Origin of the sequence: Nostoc sp. ChiQUE01b (assembly GCF_034531255.1) — a bacterium.
Lineage (GTDB): Bacteria > Cyanobacteriota > Cyanobacteriia > Cyanobacteriales > Nostocaceae > Nostoc.
The window spans coordinates 125,357-151,448 of record NZ_JAVRBM010000001.1 but is presented as its reverse complement, the minus strand read 5'-3'; the positions used below and the strand labels follow the sequence as shown (position 1 = coordinate 151,448).

The window sequence follows — 26,092 nt, the reverse complement described above, 5'->3', positions numbered from 1 at the left end:
GAAGGGGGAGCAGGGGAGCAGGGGAGGATAATTAATGACAAATGACAAATGACAAATGCCCAAAATTATGCAACGTGGCAACATTCATATAGATGAAAGTCCAATCCGTTTTGACCAGTGGCGGCGACGCTTACCGAATTGGTTACAGCGCTTTCTGCCAAGTGGTGGCGGAAGTCATGAAGATCATCATGGCAAAGGAATGTTTGGATTTACTGTGTTCCTATTGTCGGAAAGTATCATTTTTTTGAGTTTTATCTTTACTTATGTTGCTCTACGACTGAATACTACTAACTGGCTACCACCCGGTATTTCTGGGCCAGAATTGTCTAAGCTCGTGATTATTAATACGATAGTTTTACTTTCGAGTAGCTTTGTGATTCAACCAGCAGAAAATGCCCTCAAACGAAATAAACTTAGTAAATTTCGTGGGCTATGGCTGATAACGATCGCAATGGGAATCTACTTTTTAATTGGTCTATTAATTGAGTGGAAAAATCTTGATTTCAAGATTACTACAGGGTTAGTTGGTTCCACATTCTATTTGCTGACAGGTTTCCACGGTTTACACGTTCTAGCTGGTGTAGTGCTTCAGATAATCATGCTGATTCGCTCATTCATTCCAGGCAATTATAATAAAACTCACTTCGGTACAAGTGCAACTACTCTATTTTGGCACTTTGTTGATGTAGTTTGGGTCTTCCTTTTCTCGCTTATCTACCTTTGGCGGGCATAAAGATTTTCAGTTCACCAAGTATTTTCAGGAGTAACTTTATGAATTTATTATTGCAAGAACTACCAGCATCAGAACTCGCCCCAAAAGCAGTTCAAGAAACTCCCGCACCAGGTAAAGACCCAATGATTGCACAAGGTTTACAAAAAGAGCAATATATTGGCATTATTGGGCTAGCGATCGCTCTAATTGCTGCTGTGGGATTTTTTAGTCGTAGAGTCGAATACGCTATTGCTTTCGCTTTATTCCTCAGCGTCATTTTAATTGCGTTATTTATATTCATATAGCAGATTTGTCATTTGTAAATACAAATAACTAATAGAAATATGAGTAAAAATAAATCAGGACTTACGCCAAGAATAGCCGAAACCCTGATTTTTAGGTAAGGGCAATTCATGAATTGCCCCTACCGCGTGTAGTTTTGCGTAAGTCCTAACTGTTAGTTGGGCTGTTGAAGCTGTTGCTCGTCTTGGTGGCTACCTCGAACATCGAAGCAGAACACCCATTAGTATCCAGGTACTGTGGCGAGGCTGGTTAAAATTACACGACCTCTGTGAGGGCTGGCAGCTTGCAAAAGAAACTTAACGGGAAAAGTCAGTTCTTAGTGCCATTTGTTTAAATTGTACGCTAAAGCTGAAACGAATATGGGGTAAGCTTTATAGCAATTATATGTTTAGCTACAACAGTACTTATTTGGCCAAGTGGGAAAAGTAGGAAAAGTAGGAAAAGTAGGATGTCTTATAGGAACCCTTGATTATCATGTTAACAAGCTTTAAATTAGTGCGTATTAGATAGTCAAATTCAAATATTGGCAGATGATAAAGGTTCCTTAATTAACAAAGAACTTGTGATAAACATCTCTAATACTTCCCCATCTCTTGCGTTTATACCCGATCCAAGAGGAATTATCTCTTATTTGATAATTCATGTAAGAGAGCTATAGCACACTTAAGCACACAGATTGAAAACAACCAAAAAGAGTAAAACAAAATGTTAAAAATATTTTCAACCAAGAAACAAGCAATAAAACAAGTACTTACACTCACTCAAGAAGATAGGGAATTGTTTGAAGAACTAGAATTGTTTGAAGAATTAGATGATGCTGATTTATTGAGTGTATTTGGCGGAGATTCAATTGCAGCAGGTGCTGCTATTGATAGTCCCGGAGTTTTTTCGGGGAACGTTATTCAAGTACCGGTTAATGTTTGTGGTAATACTATCAGTGTAATTGGTCTACTTAACCCAGCTTTTGGGAATACTTGTGTAAATGCTTAACGATTTGTACCCTTTCGAGTATTACGATTAAATGGCGATCGCAAGCATTATGTATTCAATTTCTCGGATAAGTTATTTGATGTCTGCTATCACAGACACTTAGGAGAATTATGACTAACAACAAAAAAGTCTGGAAACACCCTCAACTCGAGCAAGCAAAGCAAATGCAAGTAGACAAATTCCAACTAGACGATATCGATTACTTGAAGGAACTTTCTGATGGTGAACTAATGGCTGTAGTAGGGGGAGCAAAAACGGCGTTGGCAGAAGGAATAAAGAAATTGGAAGCGCATTTAGTGGATTTGGAATCACAATTAGAAAAATTGAATCCATAAACAGAAGTGGGGAAAGCGTTGTTGAAATCGTTAGAAACTTTAGTTTAAGGGAGCCTAAACCTAGTTAGAAGAAGAGATAAGCTAATATCTGGAGGTTAGACTAAATAATGAAAAATAGGGTGTGTGATTGAACACAAGTTTCCTATTAGCAGAAGCATCAGAGTTGAATCACCAACTCTCGTCTGGCAATATGAAAAGTACCAAAAGATAATCAATGTAATTTCAATTAATGAACGAAGGAAGTTATGACAAACAACAAAATTGCCGACTTGGAAACTAGCTTGTTTGAAGAATTGAGTAATGCAGAATCAATGCTAGTAGTAGGAGGAATTGGTAATGATAATGGTATAAACACTGTGAACGGTAATGGATCTCTTCAAATATACGCAAATCAAGTTAATGTCGGCGACTCATCTCCTCAGCAGGGATTGATTCAAGGAGGTTTCACCCTCAACAGACAAGAACCGAAAGGAGATGAACCCCTGTCACGTGTATTAGATAACATACCAATTTTGTCTGGAAATGCTTCTGTCGGTAGCTGAAACGTAGATGGAATATACCTAAATAAGAAATAATTTTTTTATCTATAGAGAAAGTGGTCGCCATAGTCGATCGCTTTTTCTATTGGTAAAAGTTTAGACTTTTTTAAGTTTTACCTTAACAAAAGGAATGATTATATAAAAGTGAGTTATGAATTTGGTAAAAGAGATATTTTATGAGCAGCCCAGTTTATCAAACTGTGATTGTCGGTGGTGGCTTCACCGGCTTATTTACAGCTTTACATCTAGCTCACGAACATTATCCTCGCTCTGTAATTTTGATTGATAAAAATGAAAGCTTTTGCTTTAAGCCGTTACTATATGAATATTTCAGTGGCGAGATGGATGGTTTTCAAGTAGTACCGCGTTTTGTGGAATTGCTTAAAGGTAGTGGTGTCATCTTTGTTCAAGATGCGGTGGAATCGATAGATTTGCATGAACAACAAGTCAAATTAGCTTCGGGAAACTCCTACAACTACAGTAACTTAGTATTAGCGTTGGGTAGTGTTACTGCTTATCATCATCTTGAAGGTGCTAAAGAATACGCTTTCCCTTTTTGGACAGAAGCAGATGCGATCGCTCTCGATCGGCATTTAGGCGACTGTTTGCAAAAAGCAATCAAAACTGAAGATGCAGAACAACGTCGTCAACTGCTAACAGTAGTTGTAGTTGGTGGTGGTGCAAGTGGTGTTGAAATGGCAGCTACCTTAGCTGATTTACTCCCACATTGGTATAGTGCTATGGGAGGAAATTCTAGTGAAATCCGGGTGGTATTGCTCAATCACGGTAAAGAAATTCTCAATGGTGATATTAACAATCCTCTGCGCCCAATTGCTGAGAAAGAATTACAAAAACGCACGATCCCAATTGAAATACTTACGGGAGCAGAAGCCACTACTATTCATGCCAACGCCATTGAATATAAACGCAATGAGCAAATTGAGACATTGCCAACATACACCGCAATCTGGACAGCTGGTACTTCTATTCACCCACTAATTAAAGATTTACCAATTTCCCAAGAACATCGCGATCGTCATAACCGCCTTTTGGTAACTCCTACAATGCAACTACTCGACTTTCCAGAAGTATTTGCAGGCGGAGATTGTGTAGCAGTTGAGGATAAATCACTACCGCCAACAGCCCAAGTTGCTTATCAACAAGGAGCTAACATTGCCCGCAATTTGAAAGCATTAGCTTTAGGCAAAGACCTCAACGCAGCAAGGGTAAATATACGCGGAACTCTCTTAAAATTAGGGTTAAATGATGCTGCTGCTAACCTTTTCAATGTTTTTAAAGTTGCAGGAGAATCCGGGCATTTAATTCGGCAAGGGACTTATTTAACGTTATTGCCAACACCAATTCATGACTTTAAAGCAACAACTGAATGGGTGGATGAAGAGATTTTTCATCACCACCTTGACCCTGATAATGTAGGCAAAAAAGTTGTCCAAGCTGTGGAAGTGGTTGGTGCAGGAGTTATGGGCGTTTTAGCTGCCAAAAAACTCTTGAAAATGTTGGGTTCGGAGGATAAAAGAGACTAGGGATTAGTAATCTGTCAAGTTGAAATTGATGGGTAAATAAGTTCGTAATAAGCACTTTAATCCTTATTTTCTAAACACTAAAGTGCTTACTACAAACTCTTCATTACTAGCGCAATTTCGTGCGACATAAATTTTAATGCATTTAGTCATGCTTTTGTCACAATTTCGCAATACCTTTGTCAATACGACGTGTGATGCTATAGCTCTGGCTTCGGAAATAGTCTCAGACTAAACCCATACACCAAAATCTACACAAGAGAATCACTTAAGGCACAGTCCCTTATGAAGATGACTCTTCAAATAGAAATTGCAAAATCTCATACAGTTGGAAGGAACAAGAAGATGAATTGGAAAGTACTTGCTTTGCTCCCTGCTTTGACTTTAACTACTGCTGTACCTGCTTACTCTTTAACTAATAATAAAAGCCAAAATCCGACTAATGCTACCCACATTGCCCAAAGTACTCAGCAAGGCAACACCATGAAAAAAGCTAATCCTGTAACAAAGCTTAATGCCAAGCACAAGTCTAATCATCTGGCAAAGCGTAGTACTGGTACTGTACTGACAGTAGGCAGCAGAGGAGAGACAGTGAAAACTGCTCAGAATTCTTTAAAACAGCAAGGATTTTATACAGCAAGTGTGAATGGTGTGTTTGATAACAATACTCGTGCAGCTGTGATCAAATTTCAGAAATCTAAAGGATTAAGAGCAGATGGAATAATTGGACATCGGACTTTAGCAGCTCTTAAATAAAATGGTTTAGTAATATCCTCTGCTGAAATGCTTTAAAGACAAAAGGCTAGGAAATATAGCAGCAAGGTGTAGGGGCACGGCAGGCCCATTGGTGTCAACTTAAGAAGATAAAGCCCAAATTTGTTGGGTGTAAGCGTCACCCTTGAGATTGACCAAAGGAAATTGCGAATTATTAATTGATTAATTGGCTAATTACGGGGTACAAGCCCCCACCAAATGCAACGATATTGGTGGTCAACAAGAAAGTGGCGGGTTTCAAGCCCCCACTAATTGTCTTAATTGCGAATTGCGAATTGCGAATTGCGAATTGGAGTTGACGCTTACGCCTAGTTTTAATTAATGAGACTGTAGATAAATACTATCAAAAAGTGTCGGTTAACAGATTGTTTGTCGTTTTAACAAATTAATGTCGTTCTCTTATAAACTATTCAGATGTTCCTTGGCAAGCTTTAGCAAAAATTATTATTCAGTTGTTACCTAAATTCAACTATTTATTCTCTCAATTACTGCTAGCAGGGAAATTAGCAATTTTGTCTTTCTGCAATATCTGTAACCTAGATATATTAGTACTTCCTACGAAGTATTCCAATTTGAACACTTCGTATATTTATGATAATAATTATCAAAAGTTGTCTATTTACCCACAGTAAGAGAGGCACTGTGGATTAAATTTTCTCTATCAACAGATTTACTACTGCTCAATACCTCTTTGCGATCGCCGTTTATCCATTAACGTTTGTTGGGTAAAGACACACAGGCTTTCAATCTGCTCGATTTCGTTTGCTCAAAACAAAACATTGTCATAAATCTTACAAATCTGCTAATGTATGTCAGTATAAAAGCTAAGATGCTCTGCATATTTGAGCTTGACTACTTAGAATTAGCAACTGAGAGTCAGACGAGGCGGTAGAATGAAAAGCTTGAAACCCTGATAAACTATATACTTTTAAAACTAATCCCTCTGGGAAAATTACATGAACTTTCTAAGTATTCCTAAGTATTGGATCAACTTTTGTCTGGTTTGGGCTGTGGTTGTTCATCTGTTTTTTCTAGTAGCTGAGATGTTTTTGTGGCAAACCTCTTTCGTGCAAGAAACATTGCTTGGAGGTTTCACAATCGCGCAGAAAGCCGAAATCCTTGCCCACAATGTAGGTCTCTACAATGGCTTTCTCAGTGCTGGTGCGCTTTGGGGATTACTAGCGATGAATCCTAAGATACCAAAAGTCAAGCCTGCGGTCTTTATTCTGGTGTGTGCATTTGTTGCGGGAATCTACGGCAGCATTAGCTTAGGACGCCCAACAGCTTTTCTACTTCAGTCATTGCCTAGCATTATTGCTCTACCCCTTATCTGGTTGGATAACCATAAGGAACAGCAATGAATTAACTCAGTGAAATCAGCCAGCTTGAAATTTGAAGTGTCAAGATAAATCTGACTCGCTAGGATGGCATAAGAAATTTCTAGCATTTGAGTATGACCAAGCAAGATACTCCACTTATGGGAGACGCACTGATTAAAGAAGTCTGTCGGCGGATTCGAGTAGCCCGTAGCTATTGGGATGCTCACAACAATGCTGCTTGTCGGGGCGAACGCGATCGCGCCTTAGCCCTTTACAACATTCTGACTAAGGAACAAAAAGACCAGATTCCGCAAGTATTGCGGGTGTGGTTGCGTTACCGAAGTGAGAAATATTTTGGTGCACACCGAACGCCGCCAAAGTCAGCACGAAAATCAAAATAGTCCAATACTTGCGCTTAGTTTGTCGTCAAAAGTATTTTGGTGAGGTTTGAAATTCATGGGTTTGACGATGGCACAACAATAAATTTTATTACAGCATCTCGATTACAGCTTACATTTGAAACATTTCTATTTGGCACCACTAACCTGATAACTGCGTCAAATATCTTGCAGCTAAATTACTGCATCAGTTTTTCTGATGTAGTAATTTAACGTTTATATGGTATTAAATATAACCAATTAACCTCATTTAGTAAGCAGAAGTAATGACAACTCAGTTTTGGGAAAAAAGTAGAGCAATTAATCCAACTCTAACTAACTTACTATTTAAGCCTATACACAGACGGATACTACTAGGTCTAAGCAAGCTACACGTAGCGAGTCAACAGACATCGCCGTGGCTTTTGAAAAAGCGTCTGCTGCCATTATTATGTCTGATATCATTCTTTCTAGTATTGCTACTAAACAGCTTTGCCCCTGCCGTTGCCCAACTACCTTCTCAACCTCGTCAGGAAATTCGAGGGGTATGGCTAAGTGGTAACGATTTTAGCGTTTTTAGAAATCGTTCACAGGTGCAAGCAGCCATGAGCCAACTACAGCAGTTAAATTTTAATACTGTTTATCCCGTAGTCTGGAATGATGGTTATACACAATACCCCAGTGCCATTATGCAGAAAAAGGATATCCCCTTTTTCTTCAAGGGAATAGATGGACAAGATGTAATTGCAGACATTATTACTCAAGCCCGCAGACAAGGGTTACTAGCAATACCTTGGTTTGAATTTGGTTTTATGGTTCCTCTAACTTCGGAACTCGCATCACAGCATCCAGATTGGCTAACCCAAAAAGGGGATGGAACCCAAACTTCAATTAGTGCTGCGGGTGAAGTAGCGTGGTTGAATCCCTTTCACTCGGAAGTGCAAAATTTTATCAGGGAACTTGTCGTGGAAGTTATCACTAAATACGATGCTGATGGCATTCAATTTGACGACCACATGAGTTTACCTGTGGATTTTGGTTACGATAAGTACACGATAAATCTATATACTCAAGAAACTGGCAATCCTCCTCCACCCAATGCCCAAGCCCAGGCATGGATAAAATGGCGGGCAGATAAAATTACTGCCTTCATGGTAGACCTTTACCAAACCGTGAAAGCCAGAAAACCGAATGCTATTTTTTCAGTTGCTCCTAATTACTATAATTTCGCCTATAAAACGCAACTGCAAGACTGGCTCAACTGGGTACGGTTGGGTATTGTCGATGAGTTGATTATGCAGGTGTACCGTAATGATGTGGAAAGTTTTATCGCTCAAATTACCCGCCCAGAAATTTTAGAAACCCAACAAATCATCCCAACTGGTATCGGTATTATGGCAGGGTTACGAAATCGCCCAGTTTCTATAGCACAAATCCAATCCCAGGTAGAAGCAGTGCAACAACGCGGTTTAGGTATCGGCTTTTTCTACTACGAAAGCCTTTGGGATATTGCCCCGGAACCAGCAGCGCAACGCCAGTCTGCATTTGCGGCTCTTTTCCCAAATTCAGTATTGCGCAATATCTCGCAAAATACACTCCGTAAGCCAACTTTTAACACCATAAGCTTACCTTTATATCCCAAACCTTCCCTTGGGCAACGTGTTCGCGGCTATTTTTTGGAAGTTGCGATCGCAAATGGTCAACCAAAACGTATTTTATTAGATACAGGGTCAGCAGGGCTAAGAGTTCCCAAAGAGTTTTTAGGTAATTCTCCGATCCAAAGAACAGGTCAAAATATCAAGGAAGTATTAAGTGATGGTACTATCCTGGAAGGAGAATTAGTTTACACTAATGTCCGCTTTGGTTTGATTCCCACCGCCGAACCTATTCCCGTACAAGTTGTTACTAGTCGCCAATGTACTGCCCAAAAACCTAAATGTTCAGCAAATAGTGGTGTACCATTTTCTGGAATTATCGGTGTTAACTATTTTGAAAAATCACTTCCTTATAACCCGTTGAGAAAATTACCAGGCAATCTGAATAACGGATTTATTGTCGTTGGCAATGGTGGTAGTAACAACAATGGCAGCCTAATTCTCGGTTTAACTGCTGAGAATCAAGCAGGTTTCAAAATGGCTTCTTGGAGTCAACAACCCGAAATTAATGGTGTACCCGGTAAAAGATGGGACTCTCGACTGAGCAAAGTTTGTTTAACTCTTGCTGGGAGTTCTGCGAAAAATTCGTGTAATAGCAAAGCGATCGCTGATACTGGAACTATTAATGGCTTGACTGAATTCAAGTCAGCTTCTACAGCAGGTAAACTAAAACCAGGAGTATTAGGGTCAGCAAATACTGTGAAAGTAGGGATTAATGGCATTTTTGATTACAGTTTGAGACCAGGAACCCGTGACGGATTTAATCGCTGGAATTTGAGTATCTTGCCACAAGCAGAACAGACTATATTTGTAAATCCTGGAATTGCCTTGTTTGATAAATACGATGTACTCTTTGACCAAGTTAATGGTAAACAGGGTTTTCGCAGTCGGCGGTAAGAAGAAAAGTAAAGACACAAAACGAGAAATCAAGACTTACAGCAGTTTTCATTTGCATGAAGTACAAAGTTACGGGTTTTGAGGCAGGAGGCAAGAAGAGGGCAGGGGGAGCAGGGGGAGCAGGGGGAGCAGGGGGAGAATTAAAAACTCTTGACTCAGCACTCAGCACTCAGCACTTTTAAGGGAGGCAGGAGGTAGAAACTCTTTATATCTGATGAATCAGTCCTAAATTTTGTACCTCATTTACTTGCAATCTGCTGTATGTATTTTTATTTTTTCGGATGAAACCACGCTGCTATCGCTAACTTGAAACAGAGGTTTTATTCTTTTTTGATTTCTGTTTTCGCCGATCTGAAATTGCATTTTTTGTACTCCAAATTCCCAAAGCCAGCAACCCGAATGTGACAGAGGGTTCTGGAACAGAATTAACTCGACGGAATTCGATGGGTGTGGCCACAAGTAAATTGCCTTTGTTGTCAAAAATTTTGTCTAAGGAGTCGATGCTACTCTGTTCAATAGTTACATCGGAAACCACTTTGAAGCCATTACTTGTTATACAGCCATTGGGAGCGTTATTCCCAATGTAGCTGTTCGGTTCCCAAAATAATTGCAGATTACAGGTGTTCTTCTCGACATTGTTAATACTAAGCTGTCGCCTAGACTGAGAATGATTGCACAACCCGCGTACAGTATTTTCATTTAAAAAGCTGCTAATACTTAGATTCACAGCAGAATTTCCTTCATTAAAAGAATAAAGGCGTAGCCGCTCAAAACCTGGGCTTTCTTGCTCTAGATAAACATTTTGTGTGTCAGCCAAAGGATTAGTATCATCCAGTTGCACACTACAATTTGACATAGTGATTAATGGCACAGAGGGTCTATTAGCAATCTGTTGGGCATTATCAAAAAAACCAGTAAACCACTGTGCTACTTCCCGAACCTGTATCTTAATTGGTGGCGCACTGGTATCAGCACGGCTTTGTTGAAGAAATGAAAATGTTGTTACTAAAAATGTCAAAATTGATACTTTGAGTAAATGCATAGAGGTTTGGACTCCAACAAGAGCAGATTACAGACTTATGGACAAATAATACCAATTCGCAATTCGCAATTCGCAATTAATAAATTCTGATGGTGTCTGGGTTTCAAGGTTTGAATCTGTTACCGAATTTTAGAGAATTGGTATAATTTACACCATCAAGCCCCATCTTCCGCCATGAAATAAATTTCTTGGCTGTTGGCTAATAACCCTCTTGTGTCACTTTCCAGATTAAGCCAATTATACTTATTTGCTGATTGCCGCTAAATTCACCACACATTCAGGAAATTGGCGTTTTAATGCTGGAAACACTGGACAAGGCGCTTGTTCTTGTAAATTGTCTGGTTTACTCCAAGTAAAGGGGGCTTTCTGCGCTGCAGACATCCACAACAGAAGCTTTGCTCGTGTCATGGCAACATAGAGTAAACGATACTCTTCAGATATTTTCAAATTCTTTGCCACCTCCCATGCCTGACTTACATCTGGTATGATAGATTCTTCGTGGAGAGTAGCGCGAATTTGGGCGCGGGCTACTTCTGATAAGGTAAAATCGCCTAAAAATTGGCTTTGGGGAGGAACCCAAAATCTGCCAGGAATCAAGTTTTCGTGCAGAAAGGGAAGAAACACATAGTCCCAATCTAGCCCTTTAGCTTTGTGCATAGTGATAATCGTCAGTTGACCACGACGGGTATAACGTTCTTCCGAATCCTCGGTTTCCACTGGTTCAAACCGTTCGGAACTAACGATTTCACTTAAAGCTGAAAGCATTCCCCCCATCGAATTATTACCAGCTATCTGCTGGTTTACCCGTTCTGCGAGTTTATCAGCAGTTGCCAATTCTGCTTGGTCGTAATTTAAGGTCAAGGCGAGAAAGGAAATTAGCTGGTAAAGAGGCAATTCTAAACGAGCGCGGAGTAAGCTGCGACATAAGCGGGCAGCTTTTTGTACTGTTTCTGGCTGGGATTCTGTTAGGGGGCCAGGATACAAAAACTCTTCTGGCAGACTAGCAAGGGCGTTGAGGTCTTGGGTAGGAATTAATTGGCGCTGTACTAATGCTTCTAGGGCGGCTTTGAGGTAATCGGGGGAGTGGGGGCGATCGCAAAATTGCAATAATGCTAAAATTTCTTGGGGGACATGGGAACGGCGATCGCGTTCTCCGACATCGTAAAGTGTAATTTTATGCTCTTTGCATACATCTGTCAGAGCCTCTGCTAACCAGCGTCCTTGACGATTTTCTCGGACTAAAATCGCGGCACTATTTTTTGTTGGGTCTTCACCAAATAACTCAATTACTCTTTGAGATAACAATTCAACTGTGTGATGAATGTCACGCGGGGTGTAAAGTTCCAATCCTCGTCCTACGGGTGCGGGGTTGGCGTTAGCTTGCGGATCGCCAATTTCTACAGGGCGAATTGTCTGCAAACGAAATGGTACTTGTCGGTTGTCAGGAGTCTGTTGTTTGTTGTTGGTTTTAGTTGTTGCTAACCACTGATTATTGATCCATTTGAGGGCAAAGTTAGCGGCTTCAATGATAATTCTAGTACTGCGACCAGCTCGATCCATCGTTGCCAATCGTTCGATGCGATCGCACTCTTCGCAAAATTGCCGGAAATAAATCGGATCGGCGGGAGTAAAGGTAGAGTTAATTGCCTGGTTGGGGTCGCCAACTCGGACTAAGTTTAGTGGGGAGTGGGGAGTGGGGAGTGGGGAGTGGGGAGTGGGGAGTGGGGAGTGAGGAGTTAGGAGTGAGGAGTTAGGAGTTAGGAGTGAAGAGTTATCTCCCTCATCTCCCTCATCTCCCCTCGCTTTGCCATATCCCCCATCGCTTGCCAAAATTTCTAACAACTGCGTCTGTAGGGGGCTAGAATCTTGAGCTTCGTCTTCAAAGACGGCGAAAACTTGGTTTTGCTCGATGCGACGGGCACTGTCGTTTTCTAAAACGTGCAGTGCAGCTAAAATCATATCATCGTAGTCAATGAAATCACGCGATCGCATTAAGTTTTGATATTGCTCATACAATCCCGTTGCTACACTCAAAATTGCATATTCGTCTGTGGTTTGTTTGCTCCACTCCCGTAACTTTTCTGGCGATATCCCAGAACTTTTTGCTTCATGAATTACCGTATTAGCCAATTCCGGCAATACTTCTGTTCGTAGCACTGATTGGCGACGCAATCTTTCTGTCTCTTCTCCGTCAAATTGATGACCTTCTAATAACCGCAAATATACTCCTGGATTATTTGCAATCCATTGTTCTACAGCTGTTCGGATAAAACGGTGACTTTGAGTTGGTGTAATTAATATGACATTTTCTAACTGCAAACCCGACAAATCAGAATGGCGGTTGGCAATGTTCAACGCTAGACCATGTAGGGTATAGACAAAAAAGCCCGTCTGAGGTAAAGATAAATCATCTCGTAAGAATTTGCGAATCTTCGCTTTAATATTGGCAGCAGCTGAACGAGTAAAGGTGACAACTACCAATTGACGGCGCGAGGATGAACGCTCATATTGACGGGCGATCGCGATCGCTGCCGCCGCCGCCATCCCCGTAGATTTGCCTGCACCAGGAACGGCTGAAATAGCTAGTGGGCCAGATTGCCAGTCAGCCATTTGTTGTTGTCCAGGGCGTAGACCGTTGCGGATGCGTGCTATGGCTTCTGCCCGTAGGAATGACACAGGCAGAAGCCCAGATAATTCTGGGTGGAGTGATTCTGGAGGTAAAGCAGCAGTAAAATTAGTGTCTGACATTATAAAATTTTAAATTTGGGATTTAATCCAAAACCGCAGATATGAAAAATCATTGGTGTTTATCTGTGGTGACAAATATTTAATTACAAACGAATTAGCTAATAGCTATATGAAGATACTAACAACAAAGAAAATTATTTTGGTTGGCGGTGGCATCGGTGGCACTGCAACCGCGCTTGCTCTTTACGGGGCTGGATTTGAACCCATTGTTTACGAGCGCACGGCAACATTACGCGAAGTTGGGGCAGGAGTTGCGCTTTGGGCGAACGCTACCCATGTCCTAAAGGAGTTAGGCGTGTTGGACGATGTGTTACGCCAGAGCGATCCAATTACCAATTATCAGTTCTTCTCCCAGATGGGCAAAGAATTAATGAACCTCTGCATCAATCATTTTGAAGTGCCAGCTGTAGCCATCCATCGTGCTGATTTGCTCTCGCTGCTCTGCCGGAAACTGTCGAGTGAGCATTTTATTTTGGGTCAGACATTTGAGCGTTTCGAGCCAGTTGAAAACAAAGTTCGTGCCTATTTTACTGGCGGTTTAGCAGAGATCGGCGATGTATTGATTGGAGCCGATGGACTCAGATCAAAAGTGCGATCGCAACTGTTTGGTCAAGTAAAACCGATTTATCGTGGGATGACATCGTACCGAGGGCTGACGAATTACATACCTAACACTTATAAACGTGGATACATCTGTGAATTTCTGGGTTCCGGCAAAGCCTTCGGATTTGTGACGATTGGTAAAGGGCGAATGTATTGGTATGTAGCATCCAAAGCCGCAGAAGGACAATCCGACGCACCTGTAGGTCGCAAGCAAGAACTTCAGGAAATTTTTCAAGATTGGCCTACCCCCATTCCTGAACTCATTGCTGCAACTGATGAAACCAGTATTCTGAAGACTGATCTTTATGACCGTGTACCGATTCCCAAATGGAGCTTTTCAAACATCACGTTGCTTGGTGATGCCGCACACCCAACTCTACCAACGATGGGACAAGGGGCGTGCATGGCAATTGAAGATGCGCTGGTCGTTACCCAGTGTTTGCTAGAACATTCAGACCCCGCAGAAGCTTTGCGCCAATACGAATCGCTGCGGCTAGTTCGCACCAGAAAGATTGTTGAACAATCTTTACTAATAGGAAAAGTTGCTCAATTAGAGAATCCTATTGTTGTGGCAGTAAGAAATACATTAATGAAGTTGTTGTCACAACAGTTTGACAATGACTATAGAGCTATTCATGCTTACAGAGTTAGCTTGAAACTCGATAAATACTGATTTTATGTTAGTTCTTAAAGTTGGTTGTGAGCAAGAGTAATTGGCTAGCGATCGCGCCGGACTACGGTCATTCTTCCGGTTCATGCGATACACAAAACTAATTAGTGTCTTCGTCAGTGGGAAAGCCACAAGAATATCCTGGCATTGAGTAGCAATCTCTGGGCAATCAATTAAACATTATGTCAATCCCCTGACTGAACAAATTAGCCAAGCATTATTTGTTTACTCAGGGGATTGTTAAGAAGTCCAAAAACGAAATCTCAAGCGATGCTTATGTTGGGGTGCGCGTACGCAGCTTCATCTTAAGATTGATTATAGGAACAATGCAGATCCAACTATTGCCCGTTTTAATGAACTGCTATAAAAACCAGAAATACGGGTCAACTCCTACAGTTGAAAATGATTTTTAGACTAGCTCTTTGATGTTTTGCCGTTCGTCCACAGTTGATTCACTAAAAACAGCTACATACAACCATCCTGCTAAAATAGCCCCCAAAATCGGAGCTATCCAGAACAGCCAGACTTGCGAAAAGAGTTCTACACCTGCAAATAGAGCAACTCCAGTACTACGGGCGGGATTAACCGAGGTATTGGTTACAGGAATGCTAATTAGGTGAATCAAGGTGAGTCCAAAACCAATAGCCAGTGGTGCAAATCCTTTAGGGGCACGCCTATCAGTTACACCCAAAATAATCAATAGAAACATGAAAGTCATCACAACTTCACTAATTAAGCAAGCAAACAGCGTGTAACCACCTGGAGAATGAGTACCGTAACCGTTGGTAGCCAATGGGTTAGAGCCAGTCAGGGTAAATCCAGTTTTGCCGCTAGCAATCAGGTAGATAATGCCCGCAGCAACAACTGCACCGATTACTTGAGAGACGATATAAGGTAGTAAGTCAGATCCCGGAAAGCGCTTACCTGCCCACAGTCCAAAGGAAACAGCTGGATTGAAATGACCACCAGAAATATGACCAAGAGCATAAGCTCCTGTGAGGACAGTAAGCCCGAATGCCAAAGATACACCTACTAATCCAATACCCAATGGAAAAGAAGTATTCTCGCTGATTTTCGCAGCATCTGCTGTGTAGGCTGCGGCTAGAACAGCACTACCACAGCCACCTAAAACAAGCCAAAATGTGCCGATAAATTCTGCCAAGCAACGTTTTGTAAGAGACATTTTTGGGAAATTCCTTGTTCCGCTACATAATGAGTGATAGTTACGTTACACAATGTTTAAGTCATTCCTGTCAACAGCAAATCTATTGCCTTTGTTGCGTTATGAAACTAAATCGAAAAAAATAGGAATTTTTTTCTCAATAGTTAATTGTGGATGATAAAATATGAAAATACAGCAAAAGCTAAAATAACAAAGAAAATACTTAATTTCTTAATAATTTTGCTCTCATAATAAATTTGTTGCAATCCGGTTGGTCTTAGCTTCAAAAACCTTAAACTGCGTAGCTTGCTTATTTAGTAATGGTATCAAGGCAAACCCAACAAATCATCAAAAATGTTGGGCTTAGTTCTTCAAATCAACCGACGATTTTCATTAACTCAATCGGGTTGAGATTTCTGCTCCAGTTAGTTTAATCTTCAACACTCCCAAACCAGAAGTTGTGGGAGTGTTACGCAGTTAGCTCCTCTAAAATTGAATTTATTCGTCAATCTGCCAGGAATCCTTAGTTAATTCTTCATCCAGAATTTTTTTCGGACGTACAATGATCATAATTTGTCCTAGTAGAGGAATTTCTGGCTCAGTTTCAAACCATTGAAAATCTAATTCACCACCATTTTCAACCACAAAGTAGCTAGAGGCATCCCATTCTCGTTGGGCACGATCTACCACAACTAAGACTGGCTCCGTTTGGCTTTGGGTTTGCATGGAGAAGCGATCGCTATTTGCTAAAATCACTACTGGATCTTCTGCCGCCAACAACACTTGCCAACCTGGTAACGGCACCCAAGCTTGCTCTCCAGAAAACTTGACCATCCGAAATGGTTCAATTTCTGTCAGTATGGGCACAGCTTGCAAGTCTTGCCGTGATAATGGCAACTCGCCTACTACAGGCAAGATTCGGGGTAACTGTTCTTCAAATTCCAGGCGGTAAAACGGTAAAATCGGCGCTGGACGCTGGGGAACGGTAGTAAAATCAGTCAGTAACTGTTCGATTTTTTGCCTTGCTGCTGGTGTGTGAGCAAAACGCAAACCTTTGGCGATTAGGCGCGATCGCTGTTGTAAATCTGCATTTTGGCGTGCCAGTTTCCAAACTTGGTGAGCGACAGCATCCCCAGGATGGGCAGAAAACCCTTCTGGTAAAGTGCGGAAATAGGAGAACTCTTTAATTGCTTTTGCTATATCCCGTGCCTCATCAGCATCAACATTGTGAACGAAGATTAGTTCGGCGGCGGCGGCGCGTTCTTCTTGAGTCAGTAAACGCAGTTCATATAAAACATCGCTGCCGCGTGTGGCATAGTGTGATCGCGTTTCTGGCGATACTCCAAACTTTTCTAAAGAATTGTAAACTTGAGAACCAACAACCACCTGATTTTGTTGAATCGGCTCAAATCCAGTCGCCTCAAAAATTTCTTGAGGGTTGTAACCGATTTTTAACAACGAGGCGATCGCGGTTCCCCATTCCACCCAGTTGCCTTGTTTTTGCCTCAGCCTTCGCAGTAACTCTTGTGCTACATCGTTAGTAGTATTATCTTCGGGATTCTGAGTGTTGGGTGGTAAATCAGTCATAATCGGAGTGTGAGCTTCAACTTGAGAGGCTAATTAACACCTCATGAGCAAGTATTATTCTAATCTATACCCAGACCTACACCTTCATTCACGATCAAAACTGCCATAGTTTCGCTAATTTAGCTGATTTTTATAGCGCAACATTTTTTAATTCAGATATTTAGACAAATTTCCTCTGTAGCGATCGCTATTAGCGTTCTCAAATATGCAGAATAACTCCGTATAAACCCTTGGCAACTTTCGGCTATTCTCAACTAAACTTGGTATGGAATATAACAAGAGAGTAAATATTTAAAGGAAATATCTTATGGATAAACCTAATCTCGAAATTGATAAAGTCCAATCTCAAGTTATGACTCTCGAACGACCAAAAAAGCTGAAAATCCTGGTAGTTGACGATGAGCCAGATAATCTCGATCTACTTTATCGCACATTTCGACGCGACTTTAATGTTCTGAAAGCTGATAGTGGGGTAAACGCCCTACAAGTTTTGGCAGCAGAAGGCGAGGTAGCAGTGATTATCTCCGATCAACGGATGCCAGAAATGAAAGGAACTGAGTTTCTCAGCAAGACTGTACCTCAGTTTCCCGATACAGTGAGAATAATTCTTACCGGATTTACTGATATTGAAGACTTGGTAGAAGCGATTAATGCCGGACAAGTCTACAAATATATTACCAAGCCTTGGGACCCAGGGGAACTGAAGGCTGTGGTGCAAAGAGCAGCAGAAACCTACGACTTGCTCAAGCAACGGACAGAAGAATTACGCCGTGCTCATGCTCAAATGGCGCTGCTGAGTGTTTTGGTACAGCTAACTCAAGCCGCTTCTAGCTTAGAAGAAACTCTTGCTCCCATTGCTAGGGCTGTGAGTGAAACTTTTGGGGCAGACGGCTGTATTTTACAACTTACAGATGGAAATACTCTGGTTGCAACTCAAGGAACTTACAGCGATACAGGTACAATAGAAAATTGGCTATCTCAAGACCCACTAACTAGGGAAGCGATCGCCACGGGACAAATGCAAGTTTCCTTAAATGTACTGAAAGACACTAAATTAGTTGATGCGATTCACTACCAAAATACGGGTGTGCAAGCACATTTAGTGATCCCAATTAGCTACCGCCATCAACTTTTGGGTGTATTGTCGCTCCAGTGGAAACAACCTTGCACTTTGCGAGAAGATGAATTAGTGCTAATTAATTTATCAGCACAACTAGTGGCGATCGCTCTTACTAGTAGTCGCCATCAAACCACTGTGTAGTTGTCATTTGTCCTTTGTCATTTGTCCTTTATCCTTGACAAATGACTAATGACTAATGACCAAGCACTAATGACTTATTGACCAATGACTAACGAAATTCAGTCCATTTTTAACCGTATTGCTCCAGTTTATGACCAGTTGAACGATTGGTTGAGTCTGGGACAGCATCGAATCTGGAAGGAAATGGCAGTAAAATGGAGTGCAGCTAAACCAGGAGATACTGCATTAGATTTGTGTTGCGGTAGTGGTGATTTAGCTTTACGTTTGGCACGGCGTATCGGAGCAACAGGACAGGTATATGGTGTAGATTTTTCTCCAAACCTGCTAGAAAAAGCTAAAGAACGCTCACATTGGCAGTACCCCCAACCTACTATCAGCTGGGTAGAAGCTGATGTCCTCAATTTACCCTTTGACGACAACCAATTTGATGCCGCAACAATGGGCTATGGTTTAAGAAATGTTAAAGATATTCCTCGGAGTCTCCAAGAGTTATACCGTGTTTTGAAGCCCGGAGCTAAAGTCGCAATTTTAGACTTTCATCGACCGAGTAATCCTCAGCTACGTGCCTTTCAACAGTGGTATCTGGACGGTTTCGTGGTACCAGTTGCCAATTATTTAGGCTTAAAAGAAGAATATGCTTACATCAGTCCCAGCTTAGATCGGTTTCCCATCGGTAAAGAGCAAATAGAGTTAGCTCATCAAGTTGGTTTTGCAGTTGCCACACACTACCCCATTGCGAACGGTATGATGGGAGTGCTAGTGCTTAGTAAGTTAGGAGTTATTAGTTAAAAGTTATGAATTATCAGTAGTGATAAATTCTCATTTAAAATTTATCATTCCTAACTCCTAACTCTTGTACAGACGCGATTAATTCCGTCTCTACTCTTAACTCCTAACTCTTGTACAGACGCGATTAATTCCGTCTCTACTCTTAACTCCTAACTCTTGTACAGACGCGATTAATCGCGTCTCTCATAACTCCTAACTTTCTTAATTCTTCCCTTGGACTGGTCTCATCTTTGGCTTTATGTGTCTCCCCCGGTACTGGGTGGAATTATTGGCTATTTCACGAATGATATAGCCATCAAAATGTTGTTCCGTCCTTACCGAGCAATTTATATCGCTGGACGAAGAGTACCCTTCACCCCTGGATTGATCCCCCGCAATCAAGAACGTCTGGCTAAGAACATTTCTAATACAATCATGGGGTCACTATTGACACCACAAGAATTGCAAAATCTGGCGCGGCGTTTGCTGCAAACAGAACGCGTACAATCAGCAATTCTCTGGTTGTTGCGGTTGGCAATTGAACAAATAAAAGGAGATAAAAACGAGAAAAGTGCCAAAATTGTAGCGGGAATTTTGCGGGATTTACTAGGGGAGTCTTTGCCACGATTGCTTAAGGTTTTAGCGCGGCGTGAAGATTTTTTAGAAGCGCAGATCAATCAAATTTTTGACCAGATATTGCTGGAATTTCAACTAAGTGAAGAACAAGCTACGCGACTTGCTGATTGGTTATTGCAAGTAGTTTTACCGCCGGATCTGCTGCGCCAAACGATAGTTGATTTTTTAACCGATCGCACGATTCAAATTATCGATGAAGGCTTCCGCGAAAAAACCAGTGGAACTTATTGGGTAGTAGCAAATTTGTTTGGCTTACGTAATACTCTGACACGGCTACGAACTTTTTGTTTAGATGAAAAAGAGGTTGCTAATACTCGCTTGCAGGAATTGACTCAAGATTTGCAGATGCGCGATCGCATTCGGAAATTACTGCAAAATTTATCATTACAAAACTTGCCAATGGGTACGGTTCGCCAACTCCGAAAAACCACCCGCGAAAGTGTCCGCCATTACCTGCAAAATAGTGGTAGTGATTTTTTACAAGGATTAACTGATTCTGTTGATTGGCAAAATATTGCTGTAGTGCTACTGAATCGTCTTAGTACTTCACCAGTTGTCAGTACTTCTTTAGAAGTTATGAGTCAAGAATTGGCTCTAATTTTAGAGAAGTATTTGGAAAAAGATTTAGAAGCAATTGTGGCACAGGCTATTCCAATTTTGTCAATCGATGAAGTGATAGTTGACCGGGTGAAATCAACTTCACCAGCTGATTTAGAAGCTGCAATTGAAGGAATTGTGAAAAATGAATTACAGGCGATTGTGACTTTAGGTGGTGTTTTAGGTTTGATTGTCGGGTTATTCCAGACAGTATTTTTAATATTAAGTCAATATTAATTTTTTGTTTTTATTTGTAAAATTTGATCAAATTATAGTTGCAATTTCGTCAAACTATGAATGAGGAGAATTGAGCGATCGCCTTTTGAGAAGAAATGTGAGTAAAAAGCGATCGCCTAACTCAAAATCTGTGCTAAATCCAGCACAAATCCAGGTAATATATCCTCTCCTGATAAGCTAGTAGGCGATTGCAAAACCTCAACATCCTGTCCTGGACGGTAAATTTCCACCTGTTGGTTTTGCGGATCAATCAGCCATCCTAAACGCACACCGTTGTTAATGTACTCCTGCATTTTTTGTTGCACAGTCTTTAAGCTGTCTGAAGCAGAGCGTAATTCTACCGCCAAATCTGGAGCGATCGCAAGAAATTTGTCGGGGTCTGGATTCAGTGCTTGTAATCGCTCTCGGCTGACCCAAGATGCATCTGGAGAGCGATTTGCACCATTAGGAAGTTTGAAACCCGTTGAAGAATCAAAAGCCAAACCTGTGCCCTTAACTTTAGAAGGCTGACGAACTGGAGCGATCGCTTTTCCGTGAAATGCTGGATACATCAACCGACGAGTTAACCGATGTTCTTCCCCATCTTGTAATAAAATATTGTTGCCAAATGTTGATTCTAGGAAATACTAGCCTATCCGCGATGACATATTTTCTGCTTGTTCCACCAGCACTAGCCGATTAGCATCAGGGCCAATTAAATAAGCACGTTTACGTCCCATGACCCTCGTCTTAAAAACTGAACCATACTGCTGGAATCGTCGCCATATATACAGTTCTAAATCCCGAAATATTTCTAAAGTCTCCCCCAAGACGGGCAAGCCATAGCTACCAGGCATTGACTCGGCGGATTTTAGCTGCCGCATATTTGACTACCTCCAGCAGTAATTAGCTACAATTTAATTGTATAGCGCAGTTATACTTTGCAAATCTAAATTACCAATTGTGGTAGAGTTTTTCTGCGTAAAACATAATCTCTTCATTTGGCAATCTAATTTTTGGTTTTTGTCGAGTATACAAACTTTCAACTGCACCTGTATCCTGTTCAATAACTGTAGCTGCTGCTTGTAAAACTGAATTTTTAAACAGAAATTTCATCAAAGGATTGACGACTTTAGCATACATCAAAATAAACGTCTTGGTGATTTTTTCTGTTTCCGGGTAGAGAATATGGATTTGAGCAATATCACCAATAGGGGTTTTAGCAAAAAAAGCTGTAGTTGAAGGAAAAGCGTATTCGAGTGTGTTAGTCAATGTTTTAGGGAAGATTCCCAAAATAGGATTTTTGAGAATTTCTCCTAATGTGTTGTTGGCTCTTGTCAGTTCTTGTTTGACTGTCGCAGAGTATCCTTTTTCTTCAAAATGACTTACATTACAATATGTAATTTTAAATAGTTCTTTATGAGTACCATTCTGATGATTATAGTCATAGTTAACCATCAGATTAGTCAAAAAATCACCCTGAATACTTTTGTCTCCAGTTACTCCGATAAACTCGTATTTATCGACAATTTTCTGATGCAAATCTGGGATGGGTAATCTTGGCTTAAATCCGGCATACGTCCAAATGCAATCATTGCTAATAATTAGCTCTAATGGTTTAGTAATTGGCTGAGTGTCTTTTTTTTCTCCTTGCTGTAGCCTGCCTTGTCCATCAAATTCTAGTGCATGAAAAGGGCAAGTAATAGTATCTCTCTCTTGACAAACCCAGCCGTCTGATAATGGCGCTTGCATGTGCGGACAGATGTTATCAAGGGCAAACACTTCGCCTTTTTGGTTTTGCCAGATAACATAATCTTGTCCATTTAATGTGATTTTATTGGGTTTATTCACTCCCAATATAGATTTGTGCGCAATTAACCAAGGCGCACCAGGTAAAATTGGTTCCATTTTTTCTCCAAAATCTTGATAATTTTTTGAAAAGTCGCTAGATGCGTTAGCAAAAGGTAACGTAATCTTGAAACTTAAAAGTTGTAGACAAACTGGTGTCGCCTGTTCTACATCACTCTTTTTAATGTAAATTGGGATAACTAAAGTCTTGTCTGCAATAGACGAACTAATACTATCGGGCATTTAAGCGGCTAACTTCGGCTACTGCATAGACAAGCTATACAGTTAACTAATTTTTTAGTTAGTTATTAATTTAATAAATTTCATCTTCTGTGTCAACTACTAACCAAGTTTTTAGTTAATATATTTTCGTTATGATGATGGAGCAATGTGGGTCGTTCAACGCAGTCAAAATTTTCATCTAAAAAGCCGCGTCAGGTGCGCGATGCAGAGGCGACGAAAAAGCAGATTCTCGATGCAGCGGAAGCGGAGTTTGGCAGAAATGGACTTCAAGGGGCGCGGATAGAGGCGATTGCTAGAGGTGCAGGTGTCACCACAGCGATGATTTACTACTACTTCCAGAGCAAGGAAGGACTGTATCAAGCGGTTCTACAACGTCCGGTGGTGGAGATGCATGAAGGGTTTGGACAGCTAAATCTGGATCAGTTTCCACCAGAGGAAGCTTTGAAACTGCTAGTCAAAGAAGCGATCGCCTATGAAGCTGCTCACCCGCACAGAGGGATGCTTTGGTTCCAAGAAGCAAACCAAAATCAGGGAAAGTATTTCAAACAGGGGAATTGGCAAGAAAATTTTAGCTATCTCATTAAGATTTTAGAGCGGGGGATGGCGGAAGGTTGTTTTCGTCAGATCGATCCATTTTTCACTACCCTGCATATTATTGGGGTTTGTAATTTATACTTCAACGCTTACGAAAACATCAAGCATACTAGACCCGACTTGCAACTACTGAGTCCAGAAATGATTGAGCAGCATACTCAAGCAGCAGTTAATTTTATTTTGGCTGGTGTGCAAGCAATCAAAGTTAAAAGTGAGGAGTGAGGAGTTAGGAGTTATAGCACAAGCCTTGGTGGTTAGGACATCAAGAGATGATGAAATCAATTCGCAATTCGCAATGACGCTCGTTCCTCTCTACGAAATGCTGCGCGAACGCTACCGCTACGAAGAGAGCAATTCGCAATTAAACTAAGCCACCCACTAGGGGTGGGGTTTCAACCTACCTTGCGATACAAGGATTTTTTCGCCCACTAAGGGCGAGGTTTTGAACCTTTACTTTTTCGATAAAACTTAGACACCAAAAGACTTTTCACCCAGTCCCCAGTCCCTTGCTATATATCAAAGGAGAGCAACGCCAATAGCAGCGTTTGGCAAAAATTAAGAAAGGCTTACGGTGTCAAAATTGCTTTTAGTTATTACGCCAACACTAACGTCCCTTGTGGTGGAAAGCACCCCTAATCGCTGCACAAGAGCTTTTTCATGTGCGGTAGTAAAATGGATGCAGCACTGCTAAATTAGAATACTTTGATTCAGTTTGGACAATTTGGGTAAAGAGGACAAAAGGATGGTTGCAACTCCTAAAAAAGTGATTTCAGTTTTACCTTTGGAAAATGGCGATCGCTTATCTCGCTACGAATTTGAGCGTCGCTATCAGGCAATGCCGCATTTAAGAAAAGCTGAATTGGTTGAAGGAGTTGTGTATATCATGGCATCGCCACTGAGAATTAAAAGTCATGGCGAACCACATGGAGACCTGATCGGGTGGTTGTGGAACTATAAAACTGCAACCCCTGGCGTTGTTTTGGGAATTGAACCGACAGTGCGTTTAGATGCGGATAATGAACCACAGCCTGACGCGGTACTATTCATTCCAGGTAAACAGGCATTAATTAGTCAGGATGATTATATCCAAGGCGCACCCGAACTGGTGATCGAAGTGGCAGCAAGCAGTGCAGCCATCGATTTACATGACAAAAAACGCACCTATCGACGGAATGGAGTACAGGAGTATATTGTCTGGCGAACATTAGATAATCAATTAGATTGGTTTAGGCTGCAAGCGGACGAGTATGTTTCGCTACCAAACGATGAGCAGGGAATTATTCGCAGTCAGGTGTTTCCGGGGTTGTGGTTAGCGGTATCTGCCTTGTTGTCAGGAGAAACGGCAACGGTGTTATCTGTGTTACAAGCAGGTTTAGCTGCCACTGAACATCAAGAATTTGTGCAAAAGTTACAGCAGTTTTCAGGTAAATGACCGCGCAGTAGGGGTAAAGCGGATTGCTCATTAGTGTCAACTTAAGCCAAACTCCTTTAAAACCTTGTTTCCAGCCTCCGGTTGGAAATGCCGTGACTGAAACTCTCTTTAATGCGTGAATTTTTGATTGTTAACAAAGTTGTAGGGGTTTAAATCCCCGGCTTGCGAATTGCGAATTGGTTTAACATTCTTATACAGATTTGTTTCTATACTTAGACATATTGACAAAATTTACTCGCTTTTAACTTGTCACTAATGGGTTAAAAACTTTACATTTTCTTAAGCATTAACTCCTATTGTAAATTTATACATACTGCTAATATCCATTTAAATGTTGTTCTGTACATTTTTAGTGTTGTATATTACACGCTAATTCACGCGTTCACGCGGGAGCATGGTAGCCCCGAAGTGAATCTATCAAGAAGTTAAATGAATTGATAGATTCACGTTATTTATGAATTTACGTTTAATGTGAATTAAATCTTGAAACCCTTGTAATTTTCTAGGTAGTTCCAAAACAATGATTTTGGGCGAATCTAGAAACCCTTGTGGCAGAAGAGGCGTTTTTAATTCACATTAGACGTAATTTAGCAATAGAAATTTGAAATTTGCTAATTTTACAGGAAGCTTACTATGTTAGATAAACTTTCTCGACGCCAATTTGTGAAAATCACAGGCGGTTTTGTAACTGGAGTAACAGCAGTAGGAAGCGCACCTTTGATTGCCCAATCTCTAACATTGCAGACGCTTAAGTTCTTTGCAGTTTATGCACAAGGAGATCCAGGGAGTGGAATCGGTGGCTACGACCTAAAGTCTAGTGCAGATCGTGCCTTTGCTTTCGACTACGATCACAGCGGTAAACTCGACCATCTTGCTTTATATCGTCCTGGGACTGGAACAATCTGGATTCTTAAAAACACAGCAGGAAGTTTTTCATCGGTTTATGCACAGGGAGATCCGGGGAGTGGAATCGGTGGCTACGACCTAAAGTCTAGTGCAGATCGTGCCTTTGCTTTCGACTACGATCACAGCGGTAAACTCGACCACCTTGCTTTATATCGTCCTGGGACTGGAACAATCTGGATTTTACGCAATAACGGTGGAAATTTCACACCTGTCTATCAACAGGGTGATCCTGGGTTCGGGATTGGCGGCTACGACCTCCGTTCACCAGCCGATCTTGCCTTCGCTTTCGACTACGATCACAGCGGTAAACTCGACCACCTTGCTTTATATCGTCCTG

The 26,092-nt window shown here is 41.2% G+C and carries 24 protein-coding genes and 2 pseudogenes; 19 read left to right on the top strand and 7 right to left on the bottom strand.

Annotation, left to right across the window (positions count from 1 at the left end):
* Window positions 1-67 precede the first annotated feature (67 nt).
* The 12 genes and pseudogenes from RMY63_RS00645 to RMY63_RS00590 all read left to right on the top strand — a co-directional run bounded on the left by RMY63_RS00645 (window position 68) and on the right by RMY63_RS00590 (window position 9,624).
* Window positions 68-733: a heme-copper oxidase subunit III gene (locus RMY63_RS00645; RefSeq protein ID WP_322727036.1), complete on the top strand. Its 666-nt coding sequence runs from the start codon at window positions 68-70 to the stop codon at window positions 731-733.
* A gap of 38 nt (window positions 734-771) precedes the next feature.
* Complete coding sequence (locus RMY63_RS00640) at window positions 772-1,017, top strand: hypothetical protein (RefSeq protein WP_322726830.1); 246 nt, start codon at window positions 772-774, stop codon at window positions 1,015-1,017.
* 145 nt (window positions 1,018-1,162) lie between these two features.
* Window positions 1,163-1,315: pseudogene (locus RMY63_RS00635) on the top strand (IS4 family transposase); the annotation flags it as partial.
* 405 nt (window positions 1,316-1,720) lie between these two features.
* Window positions 1,721-2,005 (top strand): chaplin, encoded by a 285-nt coding sequence (locus tag RMY63_RS00630; RefSeq protein WP_322726829.1) that lies wholly within the window; start codon window positions 1,721-1,723, stop codon window positions 2,003-2,005.
* Window positions 2,006-2,115: 110 nt separating this feature from the next.
* Complete coding sequence (locus RMY63_RS00625) at window positions 2,116-2,340, top strand: hypothetical protein (RefSeq protein ID WP_322726828.1); 225 nt, start codon at window positions 2,116-2,118, stop codon at window positions 2,338-2,340.
* 245 nt (window positions 2,341-2,585) lie between these two features.
* Complete coding sequence (locus RMY63_RS00620) at window positions 2,586-2,882, top strand: hypothetical protein (RefSeq protein ID WP_322726827.1); 297 nt, start codon at window positions 2,586-2,588, stop codon at window positions 2,880-2,882.
* Between the two features lie 173 nt (window positions 2,883-3,055).
* Window positions 3,056-4,423 carry an NAD(P)/FAD-dependent oxidoreductase gene (locus RMY63_RS00615; RefSeq protein WP_322726826.1) on the top strand — a complete coding sequence of 456 codons (1,368 nt, stop codon included), beginning with the start codon at window positions 3,056-3,058 and terminating at the stop codon, window positions 4,421-4,423.
* A 342-nt stretch (window positions 4,424-4,765) separates the two neighbouring features.
* A complete protein-coding gene (locus RMY63_RS00610) occupies window positions 4,766-5,176 on the top strand; it encodes a peptidoglycan-binding domain-containing protein (protein WP_322726825.1) in 411 nt (136 codons plus the stop codon).
* Between the two features lie 974 nt (window positions 5,177-6,150).
* Complete coding sequence (locus RMY63_RS00605; RefSeq protein ID WP_322726824.1) at window positions 6,151-6,555, top strand: DUF1304 domain-containing protein; 405 nt, start codon at window positions 6,151-6,153, stop codon at window positions 6,553-6,555.
* 92 nt (window positions 6,556-6,647) lie between these two features.
* Window positions 6,648-6,914 carry a Precorrin-3B methylase gene (locus RMY63_RS00600; protein WP_322726823.1) on the top strand — a complete coding sequence of 89 codons (267 nt, stop codon included), beginning with the start codon at window positions 6,648-6,650 and terminating at the stop codon, window positions 6,912-6,914.
* 263 nt (window positions 6,915-7,177) lie between these two features.
* Window positions 7,178-9,442 carry a family 10 glycosylhydrolase gene (locus RMY63_RS00595; RefSeq protein ID WP_322726822.1) on the top strand — a complete coding sequence of 755 codons (2,265 nt, stop codon included), beginning with the start codon at window positions 7,178-7,180 and terminating at the stop codon, window positions 9,440-9,442.
* A 56-nt stretch (window positions 9,443-9,498) separates the two neighbouring features.
* The gene (locus RMY63_RS00590; protein WP_322726821.1) at window positions 9,499-9,624 is read left to right on the top strand and encodes a hypothetical protein; all 126 of its coding nucleotides are present in this window, start codon (window positions 9,499-9,501) and stop codon (window positions 9,622-9,624) included.
* Between the two features lie 119 nt (window positions 9,625-9,743).
* On the opposite strand, the gene RMY63_RS00585 is transcribed toward RMY63_RS00590, so the two are convergent.
* Both RMY63_RS00585 and RMY63_RS00580 read right to left on the bottom strand, forming a co-directional pair.
* Entirely contained in the window at window positions 9,744-10,484 is a 741-nt protein-coding gene (locus RMY63_RS00585; protein ID WP_322726820.1) for a chromophore lyase CpcT/CpeT, read from the bottom strand.
* Window positions 10,485-10,727: 243 nt separating this feature from the next.
* A complete protein-coding gene (locus RMY63_RS00580; protein WP_322726819.1) occupies window positions 10,728-13,232 on the bottom strand; it encodes an ATP-dependent helicase in 2,505 nt (834 codons plus the stop codon).
* 109 nt (window positions 13,233-13,341) lie between these two features.
* Here RMY63_RS00580 and RMY63_RS00575 point away from each other — a divergent pair, with 109 nt between their 5' ends.
* Window positions 13,342-14,508, top strand: coding sequence for an FAD-dependent monooxygenase (locus tag RMY63_RS00575; RefSeq protein WP_322726818.1), 1,167 nt, complete (start codon window positions 13,342-13,344; stop codon window positions 14,506-14,508).
* A gap of 406 nt (window positions 14,509-14,914) precedes the next feature.
* On the opposite strand, the gene aqpZ is transcribed toward RMY63_RS00575, so the two are convergent.
* Together aqpZ and RMY63_RS00565 are read right to left on the bottom strand one after the other, a co-directional pair.
* Window positions 14,915-15,688: an aquaporin Z gene (aqpZ, locus tag RMY63_RS00570; protein ID WP_322726817.1), complete on the bottom strand. Its 774-nt coding sequence runs from the start codon at window positions 15,686-15,688 to the stop codon at window positions 14,915-14,917.
* 477 nt (window positions 15,689-16,165) lie between these two features.
* Complete coding sequence (locus RMY63_RS00565; protein WP_322726816.1) at window positions 16,166-17,254, bottom strand: RuBisCO accumulation factor 1; 1,089 nt, start codon at window positions 17,252-17,254, stop codon at window positions 16,166-16,168.
* A 307-nt stretch (window positions 17,255-17,561) separates the two neighbouring features.
* On the opposite strand from RMY63_RS00565, the gene RMY63_RS00560 reads away from it, so the two are divergent.
* From RMY63_RS00560 to RMY63_RS00550, 3 genes are all read left to right on the top strand, one after another.
* Window positions 17,562-18,515: a response regulator gene (locus tag RMY63_RS00560; protein WP_322726815.1), complete on the top strand. Its 954-nt coding sequence runs from the start codon at window positions 17,562-17,564 to the stop codon at window positions 18,513-18,515.
* Window positions 18,516-18,599: 84 nt separating this feature from the next.
* On the top strand, window positions 18,600-19,304 hold the full coding sequence (ubiE, locus tag RMY63_RS00555) for a bifunctional demethylmenaquinone methyltransferase/2-methoxy-6-polyprenyl-1,4-benzoquinol methylase UbiE (protein WP_322726814.1): 705 nt from the start codon (window positions 18,600-18,602) through the stop codon (window positions 19,302-19,304).
* A gap of 213 nt (window positions 19,305-19,517) precedes the next feature.
* Window positions 19,518-20,753, top strand: a complete 1,236-nt coding sequence (locus RMY63_RS00550) for a DUF445 domain-containing protein (RefSeq protein WP_322726813.1) — start codon at window positions 19,518-19,520, stop codon at window positions 20,751-20,753.
* Between the two features lie 116 nt (window positions 20,754-20,869).
* Here RMY63_RS00550 and RMY63_RS00545 read toward each other — a convergent pair.
* The 3 genes and pseudogenes from RMY63_RS00545 to RMY63_RS00535 all read right to left on the bottom strand — a co-directional run.
* Window positions 20,870-21,244 (bottom strand): annotated as a pseudogene (locus RMY63_RS00545) (Uma2 family endonuclease); the annotation flags it as partial.
* A 135-nt stretch (window positions 21,245-21,379) separates the two neighbouring features.
* Window positions 21,380-21,616 carry a hypothetical protein gene (locus RMY63_RS00540; RefSeq protein WP_322726812.1) on the bottom strand — a complete coding sequence of 79 codons (237 nt, stop codon included), beginning with the start codon at window positions 21,614-21,616 and terminating at the stop codon, window positions 21,380-21,382.
* Between the two features lie 70 nt (window positions 21,617-21,686).
* A complete protein-coding gene (locus RMY63_RS00535) occupies window positions 21,687-22,640 on the bottom strand; it encodes a Rieske 2Fe-2S domain-containing protein (RefSeq protein ID WP_322727035.1) in 954 nt (317 codons plus the stop codon).
* A gap of 330 nt (window positions 22,641-22,970) precedes the next feature.
* Between RMY63_RS00535 and RMY63_RS00530 the strand changes: the two genes are divergently transcribed.
* The 3 genes from RMY63_RS00530 to RMY63_RS00520 all read left to right on the top strand — a co-directional run.
* The gene (locus RMY63_RS00530) at window positions 22,971-23,639 is read left to right on the top strand and encodes a TetR/AcrR family transcriptional regulator (RefSeq protein WP_322726811.1); all 669 of its coding nucleotides are present in this window, start codon (window positions 22,971-22,973) and stop codon (window positions 23,637-23,639) included.
* Between the two features lie 520 nt (window positions 23,640-24,159).
* Entirely contained in the window at window positions 24,160-24,849 is a 690-nt protein-coding gene (locus tag RMY63_RS00525; protein WP_322726810.1) for a Uma2 family endonuclease, read from the top strand.
* A gap of 633 nt (window positions 24,850-25,482) precedes the next feature.
* On the top strand, window positions 25,483-26,092 hold a 610-nt coding region (locus RMY63_RS00520; protein ID WP_322726809.1), incomplete at its 3' end, for a hypothetical protein.